Consider the following 20,373-nt stretch of genomic DNA (forward strand, 5'->3'; position numbering starts at 1 on the left):
TGCGTGTCATGCCTTGAAGCGGTTTTCCGTGCCAGCCCGCAGCCGCTGGATGTTCTCCCGGTGTTTCCAGATGACCAGAAGAGCGATCACAACGGTCACGCCAACGAGGGGGGGGCGCCCGCTCAGAAAAGCCACGACGGGCGGCATGGCTGCCGCGGCTGTTATGGAGCCGAGGGAAATGTAGCGCGACGTGGCGACGACGGCGACGAAAATGCCGAGGGCAATGAGCACCGCCAAGGGGGCAAGGCCGAGAAAGACGCCGAGGGCCGTGGCCACCCCCTTCCCCCCCTTGAAGCCGAGAAAGACCGTGTAGACGTGCCCCAGAAAGGCAGCCAGCCCTGCAAGGGCAATCCAGAGGTCGGTCATTCCCAGGTATTTGGCGGCGAGGACCGGGATCAGCCCCTTGAGGCAGTCCCCCACCAGGGTGGCGATGCCGACGGAGCGGCCCAGGGTGCGGTAGACGTTGGTGGCGCCGATGTTGCCGCTGCCGGTGGTCCGGATGTCGACGCCGGCAGCCTTGGCCAGCAGGAGTCCCGTGGGTATGGAGCCGAGGAGGTATGCTCCGGCCAGGAGAAGAATTTCGATCAGCATGTGCAACTCCGACAAGTCATAAAAAACGCCGGGAATAGTAACCTAATTCAGCGCCGGGGGCAAGGGTGCTGCTTACTTCGTCCCCCTCCGGTAGACGAAGACGGCGGCCACCAGGAGCATGGTGTCCCGGAAGATGGCGGTCCAGGCCGTGGTCTTCTCTCCCCCCTGCTTGAAGCAGCCGCAGTCGATATCGAGGCCCCGCACAACCGTGGAGAAGAGGAGGACGATGAAAAACGCATTCATGCAGGCCACGAGGGCCGCCGCGCTCCGGGCTCGCCAACCGGTGACGAGGAGGGTGCCGCAGATGACCTCGACCCACGGCAGGATGGCCGCCACCAGGTAGTTGCCGGCATAGGGAAGAACCTGGTAGTTGGCGATGCTGCCGGCAAAGGCCGCTGGGGTGATGATCTTGATGACCCCGGCGTACAGAAAGAGGGCACCGAGACCAACCCGGAGGACTGCGGTGAGGTGTTTCTTGACCGGTTCCATTACTTGTCTCCCTTTGTCACGGGGTGGCCCGCGTCCTGCCACTCGGGGAATCCCCCCTCGTAGATGAAGACCTGGGTGAAGCCGGCCGCCAGGAGTTTCTCGCCCAGGAGTTTACTGTCATGGCAGTCGTAGCCGCCGCAGTAAACCACGAGGAGTTTGTCCTTGGGAGTCCGGTCGGCAAAGGGAGGGATGAGACCGTCGGCCTCACCCACGGGGAGAGAGATGGCGCCCTTTATGTGACCCTTGCGGTAGGTCTCCGGGTCCCGGGCGTCGATGATGATCGCCTCGCCGGTATCGAAGAGCTCCTTCACCTGCATGAGCCCCAGGGGGAGGGCTGCGGCCGCAGCTGGGGCCGCTGTCGGGGCACCCGTGGGCGCCGCGGGCGTTTGCTGGGCCTGGACACCTTCTCCCCGGAAAACGTTCAGGAGGAGCCGGTGGTTCCAGGCGATGCCGATCACGGCGGCTATGAGGACGATCGCCGCCATCTCGGCGGCGAGGCGCTTCGCGTCTGACTTCATGGGATGTTACTCCTCCCTGCGATGGTCGTAGTGGATGACCGTGGCCTTTTCCAGCGTAATCATCCCGCCGCTCATCATGGCATCAATCTTCGGCATGATGGCGTCGAACCGCTCCTGGGAATCCACCACTTCCACCACGAGGGGGAGGTCGGCGGAGAGCCGGAGGAGCTTGTCGGTGTGGTAGACGCTGCGGGCACCGAAGCCGGCCACTCCCCGCAGCACCGTGGCTCCCGCGAAACCCTCCTGCCGGAAGAGTTCCACGAGGGCTTCGTGGAGGGGCTTGCGGCCATGCTTGTCCCCTTCGCCGATGAAGATGCGCATGAGAACCTGTTCGCCGATGAGTTTGGTCATGGGATCTCCCGTTACAGGTGCCGTGCCGTCATGATGCCGAGCCAGGTGCAGGCGAGGCAGACCAGCACGCTGGCAAGGACGTTCACGGCCGCGGTGATGAACTCGCCGTCTTCCAGGAGCCGGAACGTTTCGTAGCTGAAGGTGGAGAAGGTGGTGAGCCCCCCGAGGAAGCCGATGGTGAGCCCGATCCGCAGTTCCTGGGGAATGAGGGTCGTCCGGAGGCTGAACTCCATAATGAGGCCGATGAGAAAGGCTCCCGCCACGTTCACCGTCAGGGTCCCGTAGGGGAATCCCCTGCCGACAAAGGCGTAGACCCATCCCGCGAGGAGGTAGCGGGCAAGGCAGCCGAGGGCGCCGAAAAGAGCTATGGCAACAATGGTCAGCATGGGGCGGTCAGATGCCTCCGACGATCTTCCAGTCCTTGGCCTCGCGATGGAGCAGGATGGTTTCTTCGCCGGAAAGTTCCAGGGGGTTCCCGGCGGTCGTCACCTTCATGGCGTAGCGACTGTTCACCGTGGCGTTATCGCCATTGACCGCAATGGCGCGGCTGAGCGAGCGGTAGGAGACGGGGCCAAACGCGGCGAGGGTTTTTGCGATCTCTGCCCGCTTGGTTCGGGCGTCAATTCCCTTGTCCCGGTAAGCGGGGGAGATGAGCGATGCGTAGCTGGCAGCGTCGGCCGTTGCCAGTGCCCGTTCTCGCTGCCGCAGCACCTCTTCGATGGAACGATCTTCCCGGGCGCAGCCGGCCAGGGTAAGGAGGAGCAGGGCAACCAGCGGAGCGCGCATCAGAAGTTCTTATCCATGAACTTTCGGGCCTCGTCCACGTATTTGCTCGTCCGGTACTCGGCGAAGAGGCGCTGGAAGGCATCGCGCCCTTTGGCCTTGTCGCCGGTGCGGATATAGGCCGACCCCAGATAAAAGAGGGTTTCGTCGTGGGCCGGCGAGCGGGGATACTTCTTCAGGGCATCCTCCAGGCGCTTGATGGCTGCCCCATACTGATCGGTACGATAGTAGAAGCGTCCCACGTAGATTTCGTACTCCACCTGCTTGATGCGGCAGACTTCGAGCTTGTCCCGCACCTCCGCGGCGTATTCGGAGGTGGGGTAGATGCGCAGGAATGACTCGAACAGGGTCGCGGCGTTGGATACCGGCGTCTGGTCGGTGTCGATGCCGGTGATCTGCTCGTAGTGGCTGAGAGCCTGACGGTAGAGGGCGTAAGGAGCCTTTTCGTGGTTGGGGTGGAGCTTGCGGAACTCTTCGTAGGAGGCGGCCGCCTCGATGTAGCTCTTGTCGGCGAACTGGGCGTCGGCGATCTTGAGCTCGGCCTCGGTGGTGAGTTCCGGCGAGGCATAGCTCTCCCGCACCTTCTTCCACTGGGCGATGGCGTCCTCGTAGCGGCCGGAGGTCTGGAACTCTTCCGCCGCCTTGGCCATGGATTCGGGATTGCGGCTCACCGCGTCCGGAGTGGTGGCGCAGCCGGCGACCACAAGGACGAGGAGGAGAGGGAAAAGAGAGCGTCTCTGGATACGTTTCATGGGGTCCCGCCTTCCGATCTGGTATCAGGGGAAAAGTAGTGAAATCCCCTGATAAAGTCAACGCAAAGTTCCGTCCCGTCCCCTGGGGCCAACAGTCGCCCAGGGGGCGGGACGGCAGATGCATTACTTGCGCTTGCGCCGGTTCGGGTCCAGCTCCTTCTTCCGGAGCCGGATCGACTGGGGGGTTACCTCCACCAGTTCATCGTCGTCAATGAACTCGAGGGCCTGCTCCAGGGTTAGGGTGCGGGGAGGGGTGAGCTTGATGGCGTCGTCGGAACCCGAGGCGCGGACGTTGGTGAGCTTCTTCCCTTTGCAGGGGTTCACGTCGAGGTCGCTATCCTTGGCGTGCTGGCCGATGATCATACCGCCGTAGACCTCGACGCCCGCTCCGATGAAGAGGATGCCGCGGGGCTGAAGACCGTCCAGGGAGTAAGCGGTGGTCTCGCCGTTCTCCATGGCGATGAGAACCCCGTTCTTGCGTCCCGGGATGTCCCCCTTGTAGGGGGCGTAGTCGTGGAAGGTGTGTGTCATGACCGCGGTGCCGCGGGTTTCGGTGAGGAGTTCGCCCCGAAGGCCGATGAGTCCACGGGCCGGCACGATGAACTCCAGCCTGATGGTCTCACCCATGGGCTGCATGGAGGTCATCTCGCCTTTGCGGGGACCCATCTTTTCGATGATTGCCCCCTGGAACTCAGAGGGAACGTCCACTACCAGGTACTCCATCGGCTCCATCTTCTTCCCGTCGATTTCGCGCAGGATGACTTCGGGCTTGGAGACCGCCATCTCGAATCCTTCGCGGCGCATGTTCTCGATGAGGATGGAGAGGTGAAGCTCGCCCCGGCCGGAAACCTTGAAGGTGTCGGCGTTGCCGGTATCCTCGACGCGCAGCGACACGTTGGTCCGCAACTCCTTGTCGAGGCGGTCACGGATGTTGCGGGAGGTGACGAATTTCCCCTCCTTGCCGGCGAAGGGGGAGGAGTTGACGATGAAATTCATGGCGATGGTCGGCTCGTCGATGGAGACGTAGGGGAGGGCCACGGGATTGTCGGCGGCTGCCAGGGTTTCGCCGATACCCACCTCATCAAAGCCGGCCACGGTGACGATGTCGCCGGTGCACGCTTCCGGAACCTCTACCTGCTTGAGCCCCTCGTAGCCCAGGAGTTTCGAGATGCGGCTCCTGACGATGCTGCCGTCGCGGCGCACCAGCGCCACGGTTTCGCCGCTCTTGACGCTGCCGTTGAAGACCTTGCCCGTGGCGATGCGGCCGATGTATTCGTTGTAATCAATGTTGGTGACCAGCAACTGGAACGGTAATTTGGCATCGCCGGAGGGGGGGCGGACATTGGATTCCACCACGGCGAAGAGGGGTTCCATGCTGGATGAGTCGGAGGTGAGGTCCAGTTTGGCGAAACCGAGCTTGGCACTGGTGTAGACGATGGGGAAATCCAGCTGCTCGTCGTTGGCGTTCAGCTCACAGAAGAGGTCGAAGACCATATCGACGACTTCGTCGGGACGGGAACCGGGGCGGTCGATCTTGTTGATGACTACGATGGGCTTCAGGCCCAGATCGAGGGATTTCTTGAGCACGAAACGGGTCTGGGGCATGGGGCCGTCCAGGGCATCCACCAGCAGGAGCACCGAGTCCACCATCTTGAGCACCCGCTCCACCTCGCCGCCGAAGTCGGCGTGGCCAGGGGTGTCGATGATATTGATCTTGTAGCGGCCATGGTGCACCGAGAGGTTCTTGGCGAGGATGGTGATCCCCCGCTCCTTCTCCAGGTCGTTGGAGTCCATGACCCGCTCGGTGATGGCCTCATTCTCGCGGAAGACCCCCGCGTGCTTCAGCATGGCGTCGACCAGCGTGGTTTTGCCGTGGTCGACGTGGGCGATGATGGCGATGTTCCTGATCCGTTCTTGCATGGGTGGTGCGTGCTCCTTCTGCCGTGAGGCGATAGATTCAAGGTGGTGGAGGCAAACGAAAAAGACGAGCATCGGCTCGTCTGAAAAAACGCCATAGTATGGCAATGGTAGCGACAAAAAACAAGTTAAATTTAGGTTAAATTTGAGGGGAGGGGTTGCCGGGAGGGGGGGATCCGTGGCATATTTGTTGCTTTGAAAAAGGGCAGCTGGTACCCGAAGGTGTGCCCATGTGGATCATCAGAGACTTCATCCGTACCATCAGCGAAGGAGCGGCAGACGGCGATGGGCCCATTCTGGCGGCCATGTTCTGCCTGTTCGTCCTCTCCCTCGTTCTTATCGCGTACGGCCTCGCCAAGTAGCCGGACCTGTTGGTGAAAACCCCATGAAACTAATAATCTCCGCAATCCTTTTCCTTCTCCTCCTTCCCGCCTTTGCCGCCGCCTCCCGTCAGCTCCCCGTGGACGGCGGCACTGTCACCTCCGGCATTGGCTGGCGCCTCGACCCCTTCGGCAGCGGCCGGATGACCTATCACCAGGGGGTCGACATCGCCGTCCCCGAGGGGACCCCGGTCTACCCCACCCAGCGGGGGACCGTCACCTTCGCCGGTCCCTACAAGGGGTACGGCAACCTGGTGGCCGTGGATCACGGCAACGGCTACGTGACCCTGTACGGCCACAACTCGACGATTCGCGTCACCCCGGGGCAGGCGGTGGATACGAAAACCGTCCTCGCCCTGGCGGGGAGCACGGGGCGCTCCACCGGCCCCCACGTCCACTACGAGGTGCGGCAGATCCCCGGTTATGACAAGAAGGCGCGGGAGCGGCTGGAGGAGCAGCTGAAGGCCCTGGTGGCCGAGAAGGTCAATGGCTGGGTCGAGGAGTATGTTGCCAAGGGTGAGGGTGACGAAGGGGGGAACCCGGAGGAACCCCGGCAGCACCCCCTGGCCGGACTGGCCCTGCCTGGGGGCGAGGAACTGCCGTAAGCTCTGCTGGAACTCCCTGGGGGAGGGCTTTCACCGCTCGATGGTTTTGAAGATGGCGGAGAAATCCTCGTCGCCGAAGCCGGCGGCCCTGGCCCCCTTGAACAGCTCGTTGGCCGCCGCGGAGGCCACGAGGGGCTGACCCACCCGGTCACCCAGGGCAACCGCCAGCCGCAGATCCTTCTGCATATGCTTCAGGGGGAAGGCCGGCGCGAAGTTCCGGTCGCGGATGAGCCCCCCCTTCAGGGCGAACATGGGATTCGCCATGGCGCCGGCGCCGATCACGTCGAGGATGGCGTCGGTGGCGAGCCCCGCCTTCTCCCCCAACGCCAGTCCCTCGCAGAAGCAGGCCATCATCCCACCCATGACCATGTTCACCACCAGCTTCATCTCGGCCCCCTTCCCCACGTCCCCCAGGTGAAGGATCTTCTTCCCCATCGTCTCGAAGCCTGGCATTGCCTCGTCGTAGAGGTTCCGGTCGCCGGCAGCCAGAATGATGAGAGTGCCATCCTCGGCCGGCTTCTTGCTCCCCGACACGGGCGCCTCCAGAAACCGTCCCCCCTTGGCCACCACGGCCACGCCGATCCGCTGGGACGTGGCCGGGTCCACGGTGGACATGTCCACGTAGCCACGCCCTTCGCCGATCCCCTCCAGCACCCCGTGCTTGCCGAAGCAGACCTCTTCCGCCGCCGCCGGGTCCGCCAGCATGGCAAAGGTCACGGGGCATGACTCCACCACTTCGCAGGGGGTTGCGGCCCGTTCCGCCCCCAGGGCCGCCAGTTCCTCCGCCTTCTCCGGGGAGCGGTTCCAGACCGTCACCGAAAAGCCCGCCTTCACGAGGTTCTTTGCCATGGCGCTTCCCATGATGCCGAGGCCGATGAAACCGAATTTCTGCATGGATTACCTCCTGGAAAATCATTTTCAACACAGAGCAACAGAGCAACTGAGAAAACCACAAAAACAGAGTTTAAACAATATTAAGGGGTTGGGCGGGAATTGAATTGCAATGGAGATTTCTCTGTTGCTCAGTTGCTCTGTGTTATTGGTCGGGTTTCGTGACCAGCCGTGCCCAGCGCCACTGCCGAACCGAGTTGACGAGGTAGATGTCCTCGGCCCCTTCCAGTTCCTCCCGGGTGATGACCCGCTCCCGCACCTGGCCCAGGGACAGGATCTCCTCCCGGAAGGTGCCGGGAAGAAGCCCGCAGGGAAGGGGAGGGGTCACGAGGGTGCCGCCGATCCGGGCCACCACGTTGGCGGTGGTCGCCTCGGTCACCTCTCCCCGCTCGTTGACGAAGATGACATCGTCGCAATCGGGATGCCTCTCCCGCTCCCGCATGTAGAGGGGGCGATGGGTCGTCTTGTGGTAGAGGAACGAGTCTGCGGAATCGACGGCCTCCGAGGCGAAGCAGGTAATCATCGTCTCAACGCCTTCCGTCGGCGGGAGCGGCTCGGTCTCGATGGTGAAGGCCCCCCGGCGGTTCAGGAGGAGCCGCACCTTGTGCTTTCCTTCGAGGCTGCCGGTGCGGTGGGCGAGGACCGTGGTGATGGTGCCGAGGCGCACGGTGAAGCCGAAGTAGGCGGCGGAGCGGAAAAGTCGCGCCAGGTGCCGGTCAAGAAGGAAGCACCCCTTGTCCTCCTCGTAGAGCATGGTCTCCACGAGCTGGAAGTCGGGCATGCGCTCCCGGGCAAAGCGGGCCTTGGCAAGGCACTCCCGGTACTCGTCCCCGGCCTGGGAGCCGATGGTGACGCCGCTGCCGATTCCCAGTTCCCCCCTTTCCGTCTCAGTGTCGACGACCACGGTGCGGATGGCGACGCTGAAGGTCATCTCCCCGCCGGGGGATACGTGGCCGATGCAGCCGGTGTAGACCCCCCGGGGGGAATCCTCCAGCTCACGGATGATCTCCATGCTCCGCTTCTTGGGAGCACCGGTCACCGAGCCGCAGGGGAAGAGGGCACGAAAGAGCTCCGGCAGGTCAACCCCCTCCCGCAGCCGGGCCGTGATGGTGGAGGTCATCTGGTGGACCGTCTCCAGGGTCTCCACCGCAAAAAGCCCGTCCACCTGCACCGAGCCGGTTTTCGACACCATCCCCAGGTCGCTGCGCAGCAGATCGGTGATCATCAGGTTCTCGGCCCGCTCCTTCTCGCTCTCGGCCAGGCGCGCCTTGATCTGCTCGTCCTCGCTCCGCCAGCGGCCCCGCGTAGCGGTCCCCTTCATGGGTCGGCAGGTGAGGACGCCGTGGCGCAGTTCGAAAAAGAGTTCGGGAGATGCCGACAGAATCTGGAAGCGTCCCGTGTCCAGACGGGCGCAGAAGGGGGCATTCTGGGCCCGGCAGAGGTCGCCGAAATAGGCCGCGGGGTCCCCCGTGAAGGCGAAACGCTGGCTGAAGGTGAAGTTCACCTGGTAGGTGTCGCCGGCGGCGATGTATTCCTTGATCCGCTCGACGGCCCCCTGGTAGGCCTCGGGCGAGAGGGTGGTCTCCCAGCCGGAGGTTCCGCAGGCCGCCCCGCATTCCTCGGCGCTGGGGAGGCGTGGGGCAATGCCGAGGCGGTTCTCGAACAGGCCGAACCAGACAAGGGGGAGGGGGCCGGGGGAGTGCGTGGCGAGGCCGGTGCCGAGCCCCGCCGCCGCTTCGTAGGAGACGAACCCCGCCGCGTGGAGCCCTTGGGCAGCCGCCTCCTCAACCCTCTTGAGGGCCGGGACGACCTCCTCGAGGGAGCGGGCCGTGATCTCCTCCACGAATCCGTCGAAGCGGAACGAGGCCGGATGGTGCTCCGGCGCCAGGGATAACAGGGTGACCGTCGGCATTCCGCTCATGGCGCACCCGCTCCGCAGAGCTCCACCACCGGGCATTGGCGGCAGAGGGGCTGCACCGTGCCGTCGCACCCCTCCGAGATTCCCAGGTGGCAGAGGGGGAAATCGTACTTCACCGGGTCGGCCGGGTCCAACTGCCGGAGCGCCGCCGTGATCTCCCGGGCCATGCGCCAATCGGCCTGCTTGCGCTTTGTGAACCCCAGGCTGCGGCAGATCCGCCGGATGTGGGCATCCACGGGAATCACCAGCTGGCCCGGTGGAACCCCCTTCCAGACCCCCAGGTCAATGCCGTCGGCGGGGCGGACCATCCAGCGCAGGTACATGCAGAGCCGCTTGCAGGCGCTCCCCGAGGCGGGGGAGGGGAAGAAGAAGGGGAAGTAGGAATCGGCAGGGATGGGGCCGCTGCCGAAGACGGGAGCGTAGTCGAAGGCGAGGAGGGAGGCGCTGAATTCCGTGAGGGAGGAGGTAATGTCCTCGGCATGGGGGTCGTGGCACCCCAGGAAGAAGTCGCCGATGGTGTCCGCTTCCTCGATCATGGTCCGGGCCGCCAGGAGCAGCGCACAGAGGTCGCGGCCGTCGTTGAAGCGGTGCTTGAACCCGGCGAAGAGCCGCAGACCTTCTTCCGGCTCGAAACGCTCCACGAACCGCCGGGGCGACGGCCCCAGGGCGGCGAAGACCGTCTCCAGATTCCGGAGGATGATCTTCACGTTGCCGTAGGCGAGGCACGACGCCACGAGCCCCGCGATCTCCCGGTCCTCGGGGGCCGCAAAGCGGTGGCAAAAGGAGAGGGGATCGTTTGCCAGGTGCCGGGTCGAGCGGGCGGTGTAGAGATTGTCGAGGACTGTTTTGATGTCCAACGGATACTCCCGGTCAAGAGAGAATACAGAAAGCAGCCATCGTACACCACGGCGGAGGGAAGCGCAAAACGTAAAAAAGGGGAGTCGGTTACTCCGAAGGAATGTCATCGTTGCTTTTGGGGCGGCGCTGGCATATTATTGTGGCAGGAGGTCTGCCATGAAAACAGCGCCAATGCACAATTTTCATCTTCCCTTGCCGGCTGATGTCTACGAGGGACTCAGGGACGCGGCCCGGCGACTTAGCGTTCCCGCCACCCAGCTTGCCCGGCAGGCGGTGGAAGAGTGGGTGAGGCGACAGCGGGTCAATGCCGTCCACGAAGAGCTGGCCTCCTATGCCCAAGCCCACGTCGGCACCGCTGCCGACCTGGACGAAATCCTGGAAGGGGCGGCAATCGAGCACCTTGTCAACGAGGAGACGAAGCCGTGAAGCGGGGTGACATCTACTGGGCCGACCTGGTACCCCGCTCCGGCTCCGAGCAGACCGGCCGGCGCCCCGTGGTCATCATTTCCCACGATGCCTTCAACCAGACCGCCGGCTGGCGCTCCGTCATCGTCGTCCCCCTTTCCACCTCGCCGCGCCAGACCGGCCGCGGACCCACCGTGGTGCCGATCAGCAAGGGAAAGGGTGGGCTTACGAAGGATTCCGTGGCCCTCTGCCACCAGATAACCACCCTGGATCGGGGCAAGCTGACGGAGTTCATCGGCGAGCTACCTTCTTCTCTTATGACGCGGATCGAAGAAGGGACCATGATCGCCGTGGGGATTATCCCCCGGTAGCCTTCGGGCTATCCAGGATAAACGTCACCGGCCCGTCGTTCACGAGATGCACCTTCATGTCCGCCTGGAAGATCCCCGTGGCCGTGGGGATGCCGGTTTCCCGCACGAAATCCACGAAACGGTCATAGAGCCGCTTCCCCTCGTCGGGGGGGGCCGCCGTGTCGAAGGAGGGGCGCCGCCCCTTGGCGCAGTTCCCGGCCAGGGTGAACTGGGACACGGCCAGAATCCCCCCGGCCACCTCCCGCACCGACAGGTTCATCTTCCCCGCCTCGTCCTCGAATATCCGCAACCCCGCAATCTTTTCCGCCAGCCATGCGGCGTCCCGCTCCGCGTCTCCCTTTTCCACCCCGAGAAGGACGAGGATTCCCCGGCCGATGGTTCCCACAACCTCACCATCCACCTCCACCCGCGCCTCGCTCACCCGCTGGATCACCACCTTCATGCGCCGAACACCTTCGCCAGTGCAGCCCGGTAGGCGGCCTCCGCCTCGGCACCGAAGGGGGTGAAGATCACCCGCGCCAGTTCCGGGTAGCGCTCCAGGGCTGTCTTGGTCTCCTCCACGGCAATGGCGCATGCCTCAGCCAGGGGATAGCCGTAGACCCCGCAGCTGATGGCCGGAAAGGCGATAGAGGTGAGGCCGGCCCCGTGGGCCACCTCGAAACAGCGGTGGTAGCAGCTCCGCAAAAGCTCCGGCTCCCCCTTGGCCCCGCCGTGCCACACAGGCCCCACCGTATGGATCACGTGCTTCGCCGGCAGCCGATACCCCTTGGTCATCTTGGCGTCGCCGGTGGCGCAGCCGTTCAGGGGCCGGCACTCCGCCAGCAGCTCCGGCCCCGCGGCCCGGTGGATGGCGCCGTCCACCCCCCCGCCCCCAAGGAGCGAATTGTTGGCCGCGTTCACAATGGCGTCCACCGCCAGCTTCGTGATATCCCCCGGTATGATTTCGATCTTTTCCTTCATGTCAGAACCCTCCGTAGCAATGACGTTACCGGACAATTCTACAGCCGATCAAGGGGACTTTCCACCCCTTTGCCGCCACGGTTCAGCACATGGGTGTAGATCATCGTCGTCTGCACATCCTTGTGGCCCAGAAGTTCCTGCACCGTGCGGATATCGTAGCCCGACTGGAGCAGGTGCGTCGCGAAGGAGTGCCGCAGCGTGTGGGGAGTGGCTGGCTTGGCAAGCTCCGCGTCCCGCACTGCCTGACGGATGGCCCGCTGGATTCCCTTCTCGTCCGCGTGGTGCCGACGGGTTACCCCCGTGCGCGGGTCCGTCGAAAGCTGCTTTGCCGGGAACACATACTGCCATCCCCATTCCCGACCCGCGTTCGGGTACTTCTTCCCGAGGGCATGGGGGAGGTGGACCTCGCCGAAGCCGGCCCGCAAATCCGCCCCGTGAAGAGCCTCCACCCGCCCCAGGTGCTCCCGCAGCGGGGCCGCAACCGCTTGGGGGAGCATAGTGATCCGATCCTTTGCACCCTTACCTTCCCGGACGATGATCTCGCTCCGCTCGAAATCCACATCCTTCACCCGCAGCCGCACCGTCTCCATCAGGCGCATGCCGGTACCGTACATCAGTCGCCCCATCAGCGCATGGGTTCCGGTCAGGCGGTAGAGGAGCGCCTGCACCTCGCTTACCGTCAGCACCACCGGCAGCCGTTGGGGCTTCTTCGCCTGTTCCACATCGTCCAGCCAGGGGAGTTCAATGTCGAGTACCTCGCGGTAGAGAAAAAGAATCGCGGCCCGGGCTTGGCTCTGGGTCGAGGCCGAGACATTGTGCTTCACCGCCAGATGGGAGAGAAACGCCTCCACCTCTTCCTTCCCCATCTCGGCGGGATGGCGTTTGCCATGGAAGAGAATGTAGCGCTTCGCCCATTCGGTGTAAGTCTGCTCCGTGCGGAGGCTGTAATGTTTGAGGCGGATTCTGGTGCGGAGGATATCCAGGAGGCGGGGTTTTTCGGGTTCGACAGCAGAGGCGTTTTTGCCCATGTTGATGGGGTGCATTTCAGAAGCCCTTTATGAGTAGAATTAATTAATTAGCTTGACTCAAGACTGCCTTATACACCATACTGGCGCAAAATTCCACGCCTTTTAGGGCGTCCAATCAACGTTAGCAGTGTTAAAGAGAATAATGGATATTGAAAACAGAATCAAAACGGGTAAGAGATGGATTTCCCTCGCGGTAACTGTTGCATCAGTTATGGCGTTATGGTCGGAAATAATTGCTCCGAGACTGAACCCTCCTCAACAACCCGACCCACATTCGTTAAGCATTGGCCTTATTGGTGTATTAATATCTGGATTCTACTTGTATGGTCTTTACTCATGTTCCAGGGCTGTAGGTATCCCTCTCACTATACGACATTTTTTAAAATTAAGTTTCGGTTTTCCTAACTGGATTCCATTGATAATTGTTATCGCATGTCGTGTATTCATTGACTGAAACTTTCAAGAACAGCAATGGGCATTCTTACAGTGGGTGAGTCGCTAACGGGTACTTCCAGGGGACCGTCGCTATCGCGCCGGCCCCTGAAGCCTGACGTTGGGTTTTGAAAGATTAGGCATGATTGTCGAGGTATCTATAAACAATGAACATGTTTCAGCCCCTTTCCTTGAAGGGAAAGGCCTGCACAATGAATTTGAATTGTGGGGTAAAATTATATGTGTTGAAGAGTTCCCGCCTACAATGGCGACTGGTGATTATTTCCTAAGGTTCAGAAAAGAGGTCAGTGACTATACAGAAGTAGATGAAATTGAGAGGGAGTTAACTGAAGCACTTATTATTATTTGTAAAGTTTGGATATTTGCAGGAGGGCTTAGGCTTTTATTCGAAAAAAAAGAGACTACAAACAAAAAGTTATTTTGCTCAAATGCGCAACAAGTAAAACAAGAATTATTAGAAAGACAGGGCCTGAGATACGTGTCTATAAATCATAGTACATCTTGTCTTGTCATTCACGAATACAAATTTGCACCACTTGAACAGGCTATTGAAATAGCAAAACGTTATAGTTACGACAAAACACTAAAATTATTAATTAATTATTACTATTCGTCACTAAATGACGGCAATAAATGGTTTGTTGAGTTATATAAAATTAAAGAAGTATTAGCACAACATTTTGGCTCAGAGCGCAATGCTATGAAACGCTTGGCTATTTCTAATAACGACTGGAAATATTTCACTGGTTATATCAACAACAATAATCTGCGCCATTTTGATAAATCCTTGAAGCAAAATACAAATAAGTATCATCACAACAAAATCCCTCAACAAGACATTTCTAGATTAAATCTATTAGCTAAAAATTGGGTGCAATCTTACATTGTTATGACTTAGCAAGATACACCCAACCCTAACTTCCAGGGGACAGACTGTCGCTATCGCGCCAGCCCCTGAAGCCTAACGTTAGGCGTCGAGCCAAATGACCACCATCCAATTTTTTTGTTCATCAAACCTAAGGAGAAAACAAATGTATTTTCGAACCATTATCGCCCTGCTGAGCACAGTTGTGACGATTCAATCTGCAGCAGCAACAACAGTAACTATTGACACGATCAATGTTAGTACCGTCTCCGGGTATGGAGACACTCATTACCCTGTACCGTACCCTGAGTACGACCGTTTCAGTATCCTCGGCGCAGCCTATACTTATACCCTGAGCGACGGTCAGGTGCGGCCGTTCGGAGCCGGGTGGATCCCATACACAAATGGGAATTTGGCTAGCGTCTCAGTTACGGACGGAAGTGTGAACTATTATTTTGATCAGGTATACAACTGGGCGAAGGGAAGCGGAACAATCTTCTACTCAGTTGGACAAGTGTGGTGCCCATCATGCAATGAGAGTGGCTCTGGTTTGTGGACAGAGGGCCAATTCGAGCCGGTATCACCTATCATATTAAAGGCGCAACTTGGTTCACCTATCGCGACGCTATCCGGTACAGCCCGTATCGTCATGAACAATGCAAGTAACAACTGGGGGTTGCCGGATAACTTTGTGCCCTTCTCTACCCCAGAAGGAAGTATTGTTGACTATTCGTCGACGTACACGCTGACAGACGGGTCGGTATGGGATGAAGGTATTTTCAGCAAGAGGTTCTCCTACAACATGACCGGCACCATCAATCTGCAGCCAGTACCGGAGCCGAGTACACCAATGATGTTCGTGCTTGGGGTGGGGTTAATATTGCTTTTTAGAAAGGCGAGGGCCGGAGCGAACACCAGCGGTAGGGGTAAGCCTGGCTACAAGGAATCCCTCACCTAACGGGTACTTCCAGGGGACCGTCGCTACGCGCCGGCCCCTGAAGCCGAACGTTAGCAGTGTTAAAGAGAATAATGGATATTGAAAACAGAATCAAAACGGGTAAGAGATGGATTTCCCTCGCGGTAACTGTTGCATCAGTTATGGCGTTATGGTCGGAAATAATTGCTCCGAGACTGAACCCTCCTCAACAACCCGACCCACATTCGTTAAGCATTGGCCTTATTGGTGTATTAATATCTGGATTCTACTTGTATGGTCTTTACTCATGTTCCAGGGCTGTAGGTATCCCTCTCACTATACGACATTTTTTAAAATTAAGTTTCGGTTTTCCTAACTGGATTCCATTGATAATTGTTATCGCATGTCGTGTATTCATTGACTGAAACTTTCAAGAACAGCAATGGGCATTCTTACAGTGGGTGAGTCGCTAACGGGTACTTCCAGGGGACCGTCGCTATCGCGCCGGCCCCTGAAGCCTGACGTTGGAAGCAGCACCCTCTTCCCTTTTTCATGTAATGTCGCTTGACGATATTATCCCTTCGCGATAACATTGCAGCCACCATGATCAAGTCCTTCAAATGCAAAGAAACCGAAAAGCTTTTCTATGGTCGGTTTTCAGCAAAACTGCCGCAGACAATCCAGCGGGCGGCGGTTATGAAGCTGAAAATCCTTAACGCGGCCAGTCTCCTCGAAACGCTCAGTGTCCCACCATCGAACTGCCTGGAGGCTCTTCGCGGCGACAGAGAAGGTCAGTACAGCATACGCATCAACAAACAGTGGCGAATCTGCTTTGTATGGCAGGGTAGCGATGCCTACGACGTTGAAATCGCCGACTACCATTGAGAGGTCATTATGACAAAGCGCGATTTTCCCCCTATTCACCCAGGTGAAATTCTTCTTGCGGAGTTTCTCGAACCTTTGGGAATCAGCCAGTACCGGCTGGCAAAGGACATCGGTGTCACACCGCGGCGCATTAATGAAATCGTGCATGGCCGCCGGGCCATCACCGCCGATACTGCCTTGCGTTTTGGACGGTATTTCAATATGGAAGCGCAGTTCTGGCTCAACCTCCAATCACACTACGATATGGAAGTGGCACTGGAGACCCTTGAGGACAGGCTTGAAAAAGAAGTGCATCCTTTCTCGCGGGCAGCATGATTCCAACGGGTACTTCCAGGGGACCGTCGCTACGCGCCGGCCCCTGAAGCCGGTACGTTGAAAATGATTCACTGTGACAAATCCGCGCGCTTTCTCTGAAAAGTTTCACACCTACCCATGAATCGTCTGCTTCTCATCATCCGCTACCTGTGGGCCTCCCCAGCAACCGCGCTGGGGCTCCTCATGGCGGCCGCTGCCCTCTGTCTGGGGGCCACCTGCCGCGTGGCCGACGGGGTGGTGGAGGTGGCCGGCGGCCAGCTCTTTCGCCTCTTTCCCCTGCTCCCCCGCATCTTCCACTTTGAGGCCATTACTTTCGGCCACGTGGTGATCGGGCTGGATCACTCCCTTCTCGCGCAGCTGCGCACCCACGAGCATGTCCATGTCCGCCAGTACGAGCGGTGGGGCATCCTCCTCATTCCCCTCTACCTCGGTTCCAGTGCCGTTCAAAGGCTGCGGGGGCGCAATCCGTACCTCCACAACCGTTTCGAGCTCGAAGCGTTCGCGAAGGCCGCTACTCCCCCGGTCGGAGGGCAGGCGAGTGCCGAGAAGACCGACGCAAATGCCTGACGGCCCTGCGACTGCCTCAACGCCAGGTCTCCCGTTGCCGACCAGCCTCTGCCGGTGCCACATCAGCCCAATTCGCAGCTTATCGCAAAGAATTCATCCTCGGATTCAATGAACGCCGCCACCACATCCGGGTCGAACTGGGTGCCTGATCCCTCCAGAATCATGGCACGGACTTCCTCATGGGGCAGCGACAACCGATAGCATCGATTGGAGCGGAGTGCATCGTAAACGTCTGCGACGGCGGTGATGCGGGCATGGAGTGGGATTTTCCCCCCTTTGATCCCGTCGGGGTAACCGGTGCCATCCCACCATTCGTGATGTGACTGCGCTATGGCAATGCCGGTACGGAGAAACTCGTTCTGCGGATATTTTGCCAAGGCCGTGGCAAGGGTTTGCGCTCCGATTACCGTATGGGTCTGCATGATCTTGAATTCTTCCGCTGTCAGTTTGTCGGGCTTAAGCAGCACGCGGTCGACTATGGCCACCTTTCCTATGTCATGGAGCGGACTTGCAAAGGTTATGTTGTTGATGAATTCCGGGGTGACTTCTCCCCGGTACGGTCCCTTTTCCGCCAGTCGCTGCGCAAGCAGGCGGCAGTAAATCTGAACCCGTTCGACGTGCTTGCCGGTATTGTCATCGCGGGATTCGGCAAGTTTCGCCAGGGCGAAAATGGTCGCCATCTGGGAGGCGATAATCTCTTTCGCATACGCCTCAACCTGGCTCTCAAGGTTGCGGTTATGGGATTCCACTTCCATCTGCAGACGACGAAGGTTGAGATGGGTTTCCACCCGCGCATGGACCTCTTCGAGCTGGAACGGCTTGGTTATGTAATCCACCCCCCCCAGGCTGAACGCCTTGACCTTATCCGCCGGCTCGTTCAGGCCGCTGAGAAAGATTACCGGAGTGGAGCATAAACGGCTGTCCGCCTTCAGACTCGCGCAAAACTGGAAGCCATCCATTCCCGGCATGGTGATGTCGAGCAGCACCAGGTCGGGGGGATTTTTCTTCGCCGCTTTCAGGGCGATATCCGCCCGTGGAAACAACAGCACGCGGTAATTCTTTTCCTGCAGCATCGTTTCAAGAAGCCGGAGATTGGCAGGAGTGTCGTCAACTATCATGATATTGGGCGGCTGCTCAAGCGCTGGCATATCTGGCGTCCCCCCCTGCAAGCAGCGTGGTCAGTTCGTCGTAGGAATAAGAATCGACAAGACGGCGTAACGCCTCGGCCGGTATCGGTTCGGACTCGCCTATCTGCTCGATGAGCCCCCGAAGTGAAGCGATGTCTCCCGCCTCAAGCGCATCGCGCATGGCCCCCAGGAGAGCGTCCGGCAGCGTGGTCAGCCTGTCAACCCAGGGGGGAAGGATCTCCGCGGCCGCATCCCCGGAGGACCTGCTGTCATCGTACAGATAGGCCACGTTGGTGAGACGCCGGATTTCCTCGAAGAGGCACTCCATGGAAACCGGCTTCATGATGAAACCGTCAAATCCAAGATCGAGGGCCTTCTGATGTTCATCCATCATGACGCTGGCGGTAACGGCGATTACGGGGGTAACGCCCCCCTCTGCGGTTGCCTTTATCTGCCGCAGGGCTTCATAGCCGTCCATATCCGGCATCAGGATATCCATCAGAACGATATCGGGAAGCCAGGCGCGAAACTGGGCGACGCCGTCAATGCCGCCGTCCGCCTCGCGAACCGCAAAGCCGGCCCTGGTGAGCATGTGCGACAAAAGGCTCCGGTTGTTCTCCTGGTCATCGACGACCAGGACGCGCCATTCTTTTTCGTCCGGGATAATCCGCCAGAAGAACCGCTCATCGACTGCCGGCTGCTTGAATTCCGCCAGGTCCAGCGCCTTTGCCCTGAATACAAAACGGAATGCCGAGCCGATGCCGGGCTCGCCGCGCACAAGAAACAGGTCTCCTCCCATCAGTCGGGCGAACTGGCGGCTGATCGGCATGCCGAGTCCCGTTCCTCCTATCCTGCGTCGGCCGCTTTCGGTCTGCTCGAACAGGGCAAAGACTTGGTCTGCCTCCTCGGCAGAGATTCCCATGCCCGAGTCTTCGACATCGACGGTTATGGCCGTTTCGCCGTACGTGTCACGTTCTTTGTCCGGGCTGTCGGTGGAGGAGGAAACCGTGACGGCAATCGTCCCCTCGTCGGTGAATTTGAGCGCGTTGCCGATCATGTTGATGAGGACCTGGCGCACTTTCATCTCATCCGCATCCAGCACCACGGGTACCTCGCCCTGCAACCGGACGTCGAACCGCAGCTTCTTCTGCCTGGCCCGGTCGGCGAACAGGGATTCCACGTCGTGCAGCAGATTGTGAAAATTGAAGGGAACCGGCGTGAGGTTGACCGTGCCGGACTCGATTTTCGACATTTCAAGGATGTCGTTGATCAGCTTGAGGAGATGCTCTCCGCTGTTGTTGATGACATTGAGGTATTGTCCCTGTTGTGGCGCAAGATTTCCTTCACGCCTCAGCAGTTGCGCATAGCCGATGATAGCGTTCATGGGAGTCCGGATTTCATGGCTCATGCTGGCGAGAAATATGCTCTTGGCCCTGCTGGCCGCCTCGGCAGCCTCCTTGGCGGCAAGGAGCTCGGTTTCCAGGGTCATCTGTTTCGACAGGTCGACAAAGCTTTTCAGCATATACCGGCGACCGTTTATGGCCACGTAGTTGACCGATTCAAGGACGGGAAGGCGTTCGCCATTGCACAGGCTCAACACCCCCTTGGATATGTCGATTGCCTTCCCCTCTTCATGCTCCGGATCTGTCCGCACATTGTCCCCATGGAAGAGACGCTCACTCGGATGCCCTATCAATTCCTCCTTTGTTCCCCCGTGCAGGCGAAGCGCCGTCGGATTGACATCCACGATGCTGTTGTTATCGCAATCGATGAGCACAATGCCGGCGTTGATCGATTCGAACATTACCCGCATTCGCTCTTCGCTCTCCCGCAAGACCAGCTCGAACCGGGTAACATGCCGAATAAGCATGACAATCAGGGCAAGTGTGACGAGTGCTCCCAGTGCCAGGGCCGTGAACACCATGATCTTTCTGGACTGGGTGGAATTGATGTTCTCCAGGATCATTTGTCGATTTGTTTCGTCGCATTGTGCGGCAAGCGCCGACAGGTCCGCATCGATCCCATTGATGGTATCCCGCAGCGGCAGTACCTTCCCGAAGGAGCGGTCTTTCCTCAGGTGCGCGAGCAGGGCGTTTGTCCTGGCCGCCAGGGAACTGAAATCACTGCTGCGGTCCCCGGTGGTGATGGATCTGAGTTCAACGGTTGTATGTTCGAGGTTGTGGACGGCATCCTCGGAGACTCTGCCGGTATCGATCGCATCAACGACGCCGTTGACGAACAGTCTGTATCTCTGGTAGGCCGACGACGAGGCGGCAAGGAGCCGATGGGTGTCGGCAAGCCTGTCGGAGACGGTGATGTCGCTGACGGTCTGATAGATGAGCAGCATTGTCAGGGGGAGGAAGACGATGATGATTTCTGAGAATATGCCCGCACGGAGTGATTTGACGTCGTTTCTCATATCGTTGCC

Annotated in this window: 25 protein-coding genes; 9 read left to right on the forward strand and 16 right to left on the reverse strand. The window is 59.6% G+C overall.

The features are described 5' to 3' along the window. Positions 1-6 precede the first annotated feature (6 nt). The 8 genes from plsY to typA all read right to left on the reverse strand — a co-directional run bounded on the left by plsY (position 7) and on the right by typA (position 5,404). Complete coding sequence (gene plsY, locus KJB29_RS06515; RefSeq protein WP_004514334.1) at positions 7-591, reverse strand: glycerol-3-phosphate 1-O-acyltransferase PlsY; 585 nt, start codon at positions 589-591, stop codon at positions 7-9. A 72-nt stretch (positions 592-663) separates the two neighbouring features. Next, a complete protein-coding gene (locus KJB29_RS06520) occupies positions 664-1,080 on the reverse strand; it encodes a MauE/DoxX family redox-associated membrane protein (protein WP_215733885.1) in 417 nt (138 codons plus the stop codon). After that, positions 1,080-1,598 carry a rhodanese-like domain-containing protein gene (locus KJB29_RS06525; protein ID WP_215733886.1) on the reverse strand — a complete coding sequence of 173 codons (519 nt, stop codon included), beginning with the start codon at positions 1,596-1,598 and terminating at the stop codon, positions 1,080-1,082. Before KJB29_RS06525 ends, KJB29_RS06520 begins: the two co-directional genes overlap by 1 nt. A gap of 6 nt (positions 1,599-1,604) precedes the next feature. Further along, complete coding sequence (locus tag KJB29_RS06530; RefSeq protein ID WP_004514331.1) at positions 1,605-1,949, reverse strand: DUF190 domain-containing protein; 345 nt, start codon at positions 1,947-1,949, stop codon at positions 1,605-1,607. An 11-nt stretch (positions 1,950-1,960) separates the two neighbouring features. Then, complete coding sequence (gene crcB / locus KJB29_RS06535; protein ID WP_215733887.1) at positions 1,961-2,335, reverse strand: fluoride efflux transporter CrcB; 375 nt, start codon at positions 2,333-2,335, stop codon at positions 1,961-1,963. Positions 2,336-2,342: 7 nt separating this feature from the next. Beyond that, positions 2,343-2,735: a nuclear transport factor 2 family protein gene (locus tag KJB29_RS06540; RefSeq protein ID WP_215733888.1), complete on the reverse strand. Its 393-nt coding sequence runs from the start codon at positions 2,733-2,735 to the stop codon at positions 2,343-2,345. Further along, a complete protein-coding gene (locus KJB29_RS06545) occupies positions 2,735-3,484 on the reverse strand; it encodes an outer membrane protein assembly factor BamD (protein ID WP_215733889.1) in 750 nt (249 codons plus the stop codon). Before KJB29_RS06545 ends, KJB29_RS06540 begins: the two co-directional genes overlap by 1 nt. Before the next feature lie 123 nt (positions 3,485-3,607). Further along, positions 3,608-5,404: a translational GTPase TypA gene (gene typA, locus KJB29_RS06550; RefSeq protein ID WP_215733890.1), complete on the reverse strand. Its 1,797-nt coding sequence runs from the start codon at positions 5,402-5,404 to the stop codon at positions 3,608-3,610. A 227-nt stretch (positions 5,405-5,631) separates the two neighbouring features. On the opposite strand from typA, the gene KJB29_RS19515 reads away from it, so the two are divergent. Both KJB29_RS19515 and KJB29_RS06555 read left to right on the forward strand, forming a co-directional pair. Then, positions 5,632-5,763 (forward strand): hypothetical protein, encoded by a 132-nt coding sequence (locus KJB29_RS19515; RefSeq protein WP_004514326.1) that lies wholly within the window; start codon positions 5,632-5,634, stop codon positions 5,761-5,763. Positions 5,764-5,786: 23 nt separating this feature from the next. Continuing rightward, complete coding sequence (locus KJB29_RS06555) at positions 5,787-6,386, forward strand: M23 family metallopeptidase (protein ID WP_004514325.1); 600 nt, start codon at positions 5,787-5,789, stop codon at positions 6,384-6,386. 30 nt (positions 6,387-6,416) lie between these two features. Here the strand turns inward: KJB29_RS06555 and KJB29_RS06560 are convergent, their stop codons facing one another. From KJB29_RS06560 to KJB29_RS06570, 3 genes are all read right to left on the reverse strand, one after another. Then, positions 6,417-7,280, reverse strand: coding sequence for an NAD(P)-dependent oxidoreductase (locus tag KJB29_RS06560; protein ID WP_215733891.1), 864 nt, complete (start codon positions 7,278-7,280; stop codon positions 6,417-6,419). A gap of 142 nt (positions 7,281-7,422) precedes the next feature. Further along, positions 7,423-9,198, reverse strand: coding sequence for an aminodeoxychorismate synthase component I (pabB, locus tag KJB29_RS06565; RefSeq protein WP_215733892.1), 1,776 nt, complete (start codon positions 9,196-9,198; stop codon positions 7,423-7,425). After that, positions 9,195-10,052, reverse strand: coding sequence for a TIGR02757 family protein (locus KJB29_RS06570; protein WP_215733893.1), 858 nt, complete (start codon positions 10,050-10,052; stop codon positions 9,195-9,197). Before KJB29_RS06570 ends, pabB begins: the two co-directional genes overlap by 4 nt. 157 nt (positions 10,053-10,209) lie before the next feature. On the opposite strand from KJB29_RS06570, the gene KJB29_RS06575 reads away from it, so the two are divergent. Beyond that, the gene (locus tag KJB29_RS06575; RefSeq protein ID WP_215733894.1) at positions 10,210-10,479 is read left to right on the forward strand and encodes a hypothetical protein; all 270 of its coding nucleotides are present in this window, start codon (positions 10,210-10,212) and stop codon (positions 10,477-10,479) included. Beyond that, complete coding sequence (locus KJB29_RS06580; RefSeq protein WP_215733895.1) at positions 10,476-10,829, forward strand: type II toxin-antitoxin system PemK/MazF family toxin; 354 nt, start codon at positions 10,476-10,478, stop codon at positions 10,827-10,829. The genes KJB29_RS06575 and KJB29_RS06580 overlap by 4 nt, the downstream gene beginning before the upstream one ends. Here KJB29_RS06580 and dtd read toward each other — a convergent pair. The 3 genes from dtd to KJB29_RS06595 are packed head-to-tail and all read right to left on the reverse strand — an operon-like array spanning position 10,816 to position 12,832. Continuing rightward, a complete protein-coding gene (gene dtd / locus KJB29_RS06585; protein ID WP_215733896.1) occupies positions 10,816-11,271 on the reverse strand; it encodes a D-aminoacyl-tRNA deacylase in 456 nt (151 codons plus the stop codon). The genes KJB29_RS06580 and dtd overlap by 14 nt on opposite strands. Further along, positions 11,268-11,789, reverse strand: a complete 522-nt coding sequence (locus KJB29_RS06590; RefSeq protein WP_215733897.1) for an O-acetyl-ADP-ribose deacetylase — start codon at positions 11,787-11,789, stop codon at positions 11,268-11,270. Before KJB29_RS06590 ends, dtd begins: the two co-directional genes overlap by 4 nt. A gap of 38 nt (positions 11,790-11,827) precedes the next feature. After that, positions 11,828-12,832 (reverse strand): integron integrase, encoded by a 1,005-nt coding sequence (locus KJB29_RS06595; RefSeq protein ID WP_215733898.1) that lies wholly within the window; start codon positions 12,830-12,832, stop codon positions 11,828-11,830. Positions 12,833-13,391: 559 nt separating this feature from the next. Here KJB29_RS06595 and KJB29_RS06600 point away from each other — a divergent pair. The 5 genes from KJB29_RS06600 to KJB29_RS06620 all read left to right on the forward strand — a co-directional run bounded on the left by KJB29_RS06600 (position 13,392) and on the right by KJB29_RS06620 (position 16,818). Beyond that, on the forward strand, positions 13,392-14,168 hold the full coding sequence (locus KJB29_RS06600) for a hypothetical protein (protein WP_215733899.1): 777 nt from the start codon (positions 13,392-13,394) through the stop codon (positions 14,166-14,168). Positions 14,169-14,301: 133 nt separating this feature from the next. Then, positions 14,302-15,093 carry a PEP-CTERM sorting domain-containing protein gene (locus KJB29_RS06605; protein ID WP_215733900.1) on the forward strand — a complete coding sequence of 264 codons (792 nt, stop codon included), beginning with the start codon at positions 14,302-14,304 and terminating at the stop codon, positions 15,091-15,093. A 561-nt stretch (positions 15,094-15,654) separates the two neighbouring features. Beyond that, positions 15,655-15,936, forward strand: a complete 282-nt coding sequence (locus KJB29_RS06610; protein ID WP_215733901.1) for a type II toxin-antitoxin system RelE/ParE family toxin — start codon at positions 15,655-15,657, stop codon at positions 15,934-15,936. Between the two features lie 9 nt (positions 15,937-15,945). Then, on the forward strand, positions 15,946-16,251 hold the full coding sequence (locus tag KJB29_RS06615) for a HigA family addiction module antitoxin (protein WP_215733902.1): 306 nt from the start codon (positions 15,946-15,948) through the stop codon (positions 16,249-16,251). A 117-nt stretch (positions 16,252-16,368) separates the two neighbouring features. Next, the gene (locus tag KJB29_RS06620) at positions 16,369-16,818 is read left to right on the forward strand and encodes a hypothetical protein (protein WP_215733903.1); all 450 of its coding nucleotides are present in this window, start codon (positions 16,369-16,371) and stop codon (positions 16,816-16,818) included. A gap of 62 nt (positions 16,819-16,880) precedes the next feature. Here the strand turns inward: KJB29_RS06620 and KJB29_RS06625 are convergent, their stop codons facing one another. Together KJB29_RS06625 and KJB29_RS06630 are read right to left on the reverse strand one after the other, a co-directional pair. After that, positions 16,881-17,966, reverse strand: coding sequence for a response regulator (locus tag KJB29_RS06625; RefSeq protein WP_215733904.1), 1,086 nt, complete (start codon positions 17,964-17,966; stop codon positions 16,881-16,883). Further along, on the reverse strand, positions 17,953-20,364 hold the full coding sequence (locus KJB29_RS06630; RefSeq protein ID WP_215733905.1) for a response regulator: 2,412 nt from the start codon (positions 20,362-20,364) through the stop codon (positions 17,953-17,955). Before KJB29_RS06630 ends, KJB29_RS06625 begins: the two co-directional genes overlap by 14 nt. Positions 20,365-20,373 lie beyond the last annotated feature (9 nt).

This window comes from Geobacter grbiciae (genome assembly GCF_018531165.1).
Taxonomy (GTDB): Bacteria; Desulfobacterota; Desulfuromonadia; order Geobacterales; family Geobacteraceae; genus Geobacter; species Geobacter metallireducens.